At 36.1% G+C, this 6,454-nt stretch carries 9 protein-coding genes and 3 pseudogenes; 8 read left to right on the top strand and 4 right to left on the bottom strand.

Features of this window, described 5'->3' with window-relative positions; all coding sequences use genetic code 11:
• Positions 1-613 precede the first annotated feature (613 nt).
• Together EKM61_RS10950 and EKM61_RS10955 are read left to right on the top strand one after the other, a co-directional pair.
• Entirely contained in the window at positions 614-1,447 is an 834-nt protein-coding gene (locus EKM61_RS10950) for a ParA family protein (RefSeq protein WP_068226322.1), read from the top strand.
• 2 nt (positions 1,448-1,449) lie between these two features.
• Positions 1,450-1,809, top strand: a complete 360-nt coding sequence (locus EKM61_RS10955; protein ID WP_057868372.1) for a hypothetical protein — start codon at positions 1,450-1,452, stop codon at positions 1,807-1,809.
• Between the two features lie 272 nt (positions 1,810-2,081).
• On the opposite strand, the pseudogene EKM61_RS10965 reads toward EKM61_RS10955, so the two are convergent.
• Positions 2,082-2,231, bottom strand: a pseudogene (locus tag EKM61_RS10965) (transposase); the annotation flags it as partial.
• Positions 2,232-2,356: 125 nt separating this feature from the next.
• On the opposite strand from EKM61_RS10965, the gene EKM61_RS10970 reads away from it, so the two are divergent.
• On the top strand, positions 2,357-2,866 hold the full coding sequence (locus tag EKM61_RS10970) for a DDE-type integrase/transposase/recombinase (protein ID WP_178378351.1): 510 nt from the start codon (positions 2,357-2,359) through the stop codon (positions 2,864-2,866).
• Complete coding sequence (locus EKM61_RS12370) at positions 2,791-2,973, top strand: integrase core domain-containing protein (RefSeq protein ID WP_225359785.1); 183 nt, start codon at positions 2,791-2,793, stop codon at positions 2,971-2,973. The genes EKM61_RS10970 and EKM61_RS12370 overlap by 76 nt, the downstream gene beginning before the upstream one ends.
• 46 nt (positions 2,974-3,019) lie before the next feature.
• On the opposite strand, the gene EKM61_RS10980 is transcribed toward EKM61_RS12370, so the two are convergent.
• Entirely contained in the window at positions 3,020-4,219 is a 1,200-nt protein-coding gene (locus EKM61_RS10980) for a metal-dependent hydrolase family protein (RefSeq protein WP_068226324.1), read from the bottom strand.
• An 87-nt stretch (positions 4,220-4,306) separates the two neighbouring features.
• Here EKM61_RS10980 and EKM61_RS12375 point away from each other — a divergent pair.
• From EKM61_RS12375 to EKM61_RS10995, 4 genes and pseudogenes are all read left to right on the top strand, one after another.
• Positions 4,307-4,474: pseudogene (locus tag EKM61_RS12375) on the top strand (helix-turn-helix domain-containing protein); the annotation flags it as partial.
• Positions 4,475-4,492: 18 nt separating this feature from the next.
• Positions 4,493-4,666 (top strand): hypothetical protein, encoded by a 174-nt coding sequence (locus EKM61_RS12230; protein WP_225359789.1) that lies wholly within the window; start codon positions 4,493-4,495, stop codon positions 4,664-4,666.
• 26 nt (positions 4,667-4,692) lie between these two features.
• Positions 4,693-5,007 carry an IS3 family transposase gene (locus EKM61_RS12380; RefSeq protein ID WP_068226325.1) on the top strand — a complete coding sequence of 105 codons (315 nt, stop codon included), beginning with the start codon at positions 4,693-4,695 and terminating at the stop codon, positions 5,005-5,007.
• Positions 5,008-5,041: 34 nt separating this feature from the next.
• Positions 5,042-5,575 (top strand): helix-turn-helix domain-containing protein, encoded by a 534-nt coding sequence (locus EKM61_RS10995; protein WP_068226327.1) that lies wholly within the window; start codon positions 5,042-5,044, stop codon positions 5,573-5,575.
• Positions 5,576-5,747: 172 nt separating this feature from the next.
• On the opposite strand, the gene EKM61_RS11000 is transcribed toward EKM61_RS10995, so the two are convergent.
• Both EKM61_RS11000 and EKM61_RS11005 read right to left on the bottom strand, forming a co-directional pair.
• Positions 5,748-5,972, bottom strand: coding sequence for a SemiSWEET family transporter (locus EKM61_RS11000; protein WP_082920261.1), 225 nt, complete (start codon positions 5,970-5,972; stop codon positions 5,748-5,750).
• 356 nt (positions 5,973-6,328) lie between these two features.
• A pseudogene (locus EKM61_RS11005) lies at positions 6,329-6,454 on the bottom strand (IS30 family transposase); the annotation flags it as partial.

Consider the following 6,454-nt stretch of genomic DNA (forward strand, 5'->3'; position numbering starts at 1 on the left):
ATACGTATTTATGTTTGTTCGATCACCAACTAATCAGTGGCACCAAGCCGAAGCTTCGTTTTACCACCCGCGCCGTTAATGGTCGCGCTCACCATTCACCACCCAGCCGTACAGATGACCTTGTTGTGGTATAGCCAGACTTATTGACGTCGCCCTGGCAAACGTGTCCCCTTGGATTTAGACCCCAGCTTGTCCCCTAGGGCTTTAAAAATCGCACCGGCCATGATATAATAATAACTAAATTAAATTTATCTTTGTGGCGCTCACCGATTCCAGTCAGTGGGTGTTTTTTTATGTTCTATTTTATATTTTTATATAATACCCCACCTTAGCAAGAAAATAAAGATAAAATTAGTTTTTGTATACTAATATTCAAATAGTACTTTATACTAATATCCTAATAGTGAAATATACATTTAGTATGATATTCAAATATACGGATAGTAAAAAAATATGTACTGGTATATCAAGAACAAAGCGATTGTTTTATTTGAATATTTGTATTCAAATATTCAAATAGTCCAATATTCAGATATACAAATAGTAAATTTAAATAAACACACAAATCAAAACAAATATGTGGTAATATTTTTTGTAGTAAGGAGGGGACATGTTGACTAAGAAAATATTATTCGGAAATTTTAAGGGCGGTGTAGGCAAGACAACCAATTCCGTGATGACTGCCTATGAATTAGCAAAGAAAGGGTATAAAACCCTTGTATGTGACTTAGATCCTCAATCAAACTCCACTCAACTATTGAGAAGAACATATGGATTGCAGCATAACACTGAATTAAAGATTGATAAAACTATGATGGTTGCAATTCAAGAAGAAAAACTCCCCGATGCCATCGTTGAGATAATGAATAACCTGTACTTATTGCCTTCTTACAAAGACTTCGTTAGCTACCCGGATTTCTTGGAAATGAAATTTATGCCTAACGTGCCAAACTATAAAGAAAAAAGAATGTCATATTTCGGTACTCTTCTATCTGAAGTAGAGAATAAATTTGATTACATTATTTTTGATGTTCCGCCTACACTATCAATATTTACAGACACTGCTTTATACGATACAGATTATGTTATTATTGTTCTTCAGACTCAGCAAAGATCATTAGACGGTGCAGAAGCATTTTGGGAATATCTTCAAGAATTCTACAACAATCACACAGCTATAGACTTCGATATTGCTGGGATCTTGCCAGTCCTGTTAAAAAACAATTCCGGAATTGACAATCAAATCATAAAAGATGCTAGAGAAACTTTTGGCAAAGATATGATTTTTGAAAACATCATGCACCATATGGAAAGATTGAAGCGCTACGATAGAAAAGGAATATCAGAAAAAGGGCTAACTAGTATAAACGACTTCCACGATATAAGGCTACACGCATTGTACGGCAAATTAACGGAAGAAATCATTGCTCGGACTGGGGGCAAATAGCAATGGCTAAAATGGAATTCAAAAAGCAAGATAGAAACCAGTTAAAACAAACAAAACCCGTAGAAGAAACTGTCATATCTCGTCCTAGTAAAACATTTGATATAAAAGATATGGAAAAAAATGAAACGAATAAGAATCCCGTTGGTCGCCCTCGAAAAAACAAAAAGTATGGAACTGTTAGACTTCAAAAAAATAATGTAAATAGAATTAACTCCATTCAAAATTCGTTAGGATATATTACTCAAGATGATCTTATATCAGCACTGTTGGACAAAGCTGAGCGTGAATTATCAAATGAGCAAAAAATAATGTTCGAAATGTATATGAAGACATACCAAAACCGTAGTTCAAAGCACCCATAGACGACACGTTCAGCTTTTAGACGTATACTTGTCCGTTTAAATGAAGCAGAATGCACACAAAAAAGTCCTCTATTATGCGGAATAGGGGCCTTTTTTGGAAGTTTGTCAAATGGTGTTGAAGAATAGTTTCTATCCTTTGGAGATCTCCTCGTGTGGGAGATTTTTTTTGTTGTTTTATTAGTTGCGGCGTTTAATCTGGTGTGTTGTCTGAATATCGTACTTGAAGGCATAACAAATAAGCCTACCATCGTGACGTTATTGTGGTAGATAATCTAGGCAATCAGCTGGTAGACGCGTGTGAACATATTGGCCTGATTGGAGAAGCCATAACAAGCACGTTTGAGCTCCTTGATCTTACGGTTGATGCCCTCTATCGGTCCGTTAGAGTAGGACGACTTGGCAGCGTTAATTACTCCATAAAGTAGAGATACTAAAAATTGCCGAAAGCGGAAGATATCGCGGACGTCTAACCTACGGTTATCGTCGCGTTCAAGAAGAGCTCATTAAATTAGATATCCATCTATCAGACGCCGTAGTGCGTCGTTTGGTGGATGAATTAAATGTTCAAGTAAGCCTTTATAACCGCCACAGAAATGGTAGATATTCATCTTATAAAGGTACAGTTGGAAAAGTGGCCCGTAACGTTCTACATCAGCATTTTAATGAAACCGTACCTTTCAAAGTATTACATACCGATGTTACACAAGTACGCTTGGCCGATACTAAGTGGGCTTACGTTTCAGCTATTACTGACGAAGCAAGCAAGGAAGTTTTAGCATTTCAAGTAAGTAATAGTCCTAACAGTAAACTAATTATGGATACACTCGATGAACTCACAGAAAATATTCCGGAAGGAATAAAACCAATAATTCATTCAGATCAAGGTTGGCATTATCAATTGAATTACTATACCGATAAACTCTCTGAAAAAAAATTATACAAAGCATGTCTCGTAAGGGAAACTGTCTTGATAATGCGCCAATTGAAAGCTTCTTTCATCTTCTTAAAACAGAATGTCTTAATGGATTTCCACAGTGTAAAGATATTGGAGAATTAAAGGCAATCACAAAGAATTACGTCGATTGGTTTAACAATCGACGAATATCACAGAAAACAAAAGGCATGACTCCCTGCGAATACAGGGAACATGCCTTAGCAGTTTAAAAATATTCAACTTTGTCTAACTTTTGTGTTGCACTTTAATTCCCCTTTAAAATACTTTAATTCCTTTTTTGTAAACTGCTTTATCGGCTTGTTGAACGGCTTTCACATCAGAAACAGGATCATTATCCAATACTAAAAAGTCGGCCACTTTACCTTCTTTTAAAGATCCATATTTATCACTAATTCCAAGTAATTTGGCACTGTTCCAGGATGCATGAAGGGCTTGTTCTTTAGTTGCTCCAACAGAGGTAAGCAATTCCAATTCCTTAGTAGTATCTTTGAATCCATTAAATGGTGTTCCCGCATCAGTTCCTAGTGTCAATTTAACTCCGGCTTTAGCTGCAGCCCCAATACGAGCATAGAAATCTTTAATGAATGACTTGGCTTTATCTAGCATATATTGTGGCAATTTTCCTTCTCCATACTCAGGAATAGTATATGCAGCAATCAAAGTTGGTGACAAGTAGATATTCTTTTCTAACATCAAATCAATATCCTCATCCGTAATATAAGAACCATGTTCAACCGAATCAACACCTGCCACAATAGCATTGTGAATTCCATTAGCGCCTTCTGCGTGAGCAGCAACTGTCATATGTTTAGAATGAGCTTCTTCCACAGCAGTTCTGATTTCTTCAACTGATAATTCAGTATCGTCAATTTGATCCGTAGCCGACATTACGCCGCCTGTTGCCATTACTTTAATATTTTTAGCACCCAATTTAAATTCGCGGCGAACGGCTTTTCTCATCTCATCTGACGAATCAACCAAATTGCCCCAAGTTGTTTCACCATCTAACCCCTCAGTAAAGTCACCATGGCCCCCGGTCATACTCATAGGTCTTCCAGATGGCAAAATCTCAGTCCCTCCAAGTTGGCCTTCTTCTTGTAGACGACGTAATTTAATATCAACATCAAATGCACATCCACAATCACGAACATAAGTTACACCTGATTGGAGTAGCTCCTTTAAATTATTTAAGGCTGTAAAGGTAACTTCTGCTTCTGACAAATAATTAAGTTTATTGGTTTGTGGATTTATCATAATATGCGTATGAGCATTAACTAACCCAGGCATCACATATTTACCTTGTAAATCAACAGTTTTTTTAACCACGGGAGAATTATTAAAACCTAACTTAATGATTTCTCCTGATTCGTCATCAACAATAAACCAAGAATTTTTTTGGATACTAATTTTTTCACCATCAAAAAGATTAAAATTTTTATATAAAGTCTGTGTCATAATAATGCCTCCTAAATTCAATGGTCAAATTCTAAGATTTTTTCTAATAATTGTCAAATAAAGATTAAAATAAATAACATATATAAAATGTTTCAAAAACCTAATTATAGGAAATTATCAGTGATAGAATATCATAAACTACATGAGATCAGTCGCCTTGATACTGCAATTTATTTCAAAATATCACCTAGCCAGGTTAATTCATGGATATATAGATACAATCACTACGGTGTTATTGGATTAAGGCGTCGTCCCAGAGGGAGACGACCGTTAATGGCCAAGAAAAAGAAGAAGCAAACACGTTTAAATCCCACAAAAGAAGAGAAATATAAAAAAGAAATTCTTGATCTAAAAGCTAAACTACATGATGCCGAAATGGACCGTGATATTTTAAAAGCACTAAAGACCTTGCGAGAAAACGATCCCAACTCGAAAAAGCAAAATTAGTCAAATCATTACTTAAAAAATACAAGTTGAACGAGTTATTAATTAAGGTCAATCTGCCAAGATCAACTTATTATGAACGCCTTAGTAAAACTGATAAAACAGATAAATACGCTCAATTAAACGAGTTCATTGTTAAAACATATCACGATTCAAAATCAACCTACGGTTATCGTCGAATCTGGAAAGAATCCCTCAAGGTCGGATTCAAGAATTCTCCAGAAACAATTCGGCATTTAATGACCAAACTTAAACTAAAAGTAGTTATTTTTTCAAAACATACATCTGGTTACTGTTCCTATAAAGGTAACCTTGGGAAAATTAAAGTGCTCCATAATTGTTAGACAAGAAATCTAACAGTTATGGAGCACTTTTTCTATGGTCAAATATAGTTCAGAATTAAAAGCAGAAGTCGTTAGTGAATATCTTCAAGGTGACATTAGTATCAGTCTTCTTTCAAAGAAACGTAACTTGCCTCGAATACAAGTAGGTAGATGGATACAAAACTTTCGTTTGAGCGGCGCAGACGCTCTTAAACGAAGAAGAGTTAAACGAAGTTTCTCAGTTGAGTTTAAAGTTGATGTGATAAACTACTATCAAACTCATGATGAAACTTTAGCCGAAGTATCCGCAAAATTTGATGTTAATTCTTGTCAAATCAGTCTTTGGAGGACAGCCTTCAATCTGTATGGTATAGAAGCCTTGAAGCCTCATCCGAAAGGCAGAAAAACCAAAGTGAAACATAATAAGAAGAAATTACGTAAGTTAGTAAACAAGAACGAAATCGATCAACTTCGTGAAGAATTGACGAAAAAGAATCAAGAATTATATGATGCAAAATTGGAGAACGAAATCTTAAAAAAATCAATGACCCTGTTCGGAACCTCAAAGGACGAAAGAAAACACAAATAGTTGATCAGATCAGGGTCGAACAAGAGTCTCTTCCGAAATCTAATCGGTATAAAGTCGGCGATATTCTTGTATTAGCGACATTACAAGTTGCCAGCAGTCAATCTAAATTAAAAGCGGTATCGACAATGGATGGACACCTTGTCGATACCGCTTTTAATTTCTCGGAAATAATCTAATGTATGTAGGCCGTTACCACCGTAATGATCCCCAAAACAACTCCGGGAATATTTGAAATAATAATTGGCCAATCCTTATGCGCACGGTGCCAGCCATATTTCACCCAGGCAAAGGCACAAATTGCGGCCGTAAATGGCTGCAACGGTGATACTGGATGACCCATAAAATTCGCCACGATTTCTGGAATGTACGCGACATACATCAAAATGCACAGAACCACAGCTAATTCTCCCCATAGATGGACCTCACGCTTATGTAATCCGGAAACATGCCTAATGCTCTTAGCATAATTAAAGTTATCAAATTGAATAACATATCATCCCCTCTCAAAGTCATTACCGTTATTCAGATGATAATCACTGGTTAACTAAAATTATAGACCTAACATTTTTGTTTCGCTCACTAAAGCCCTTATAAGTGGGACAACTGGTGATTAGCTGGCATACCTTTTGACATCCAATATTGGAGCCCGGAACAAAAGCCTGAGACTTTTGTCCCGGGCTCTCTTAATCTTATTTTTTGTAGAAGTTACCAATATAGTGCTTTTTTCCGAACGTATAATGGTAGATTGCAAATTTAATCCAAATTTTTGGACAAATTTGTCAGCATAACCTGATACGGTGTGTGCCAGTCGAGTATTTTAAGCGGTCGCTGGTTAATTTGGAGTAACGTCGTCGTTAAATCTTGAGCACTAATGTGCTC

The sequence above is a fragment of the Loigolactobacillus backii genome (assembly GCF_003946275.1).
GTDB classification, from domain to species: domain Bacteria; phylum Bacillota; class Bacilli; order Lactobacillales; family Lactobacillaceae; genus Loigolactobacillus; species Loigolactobacillus backii.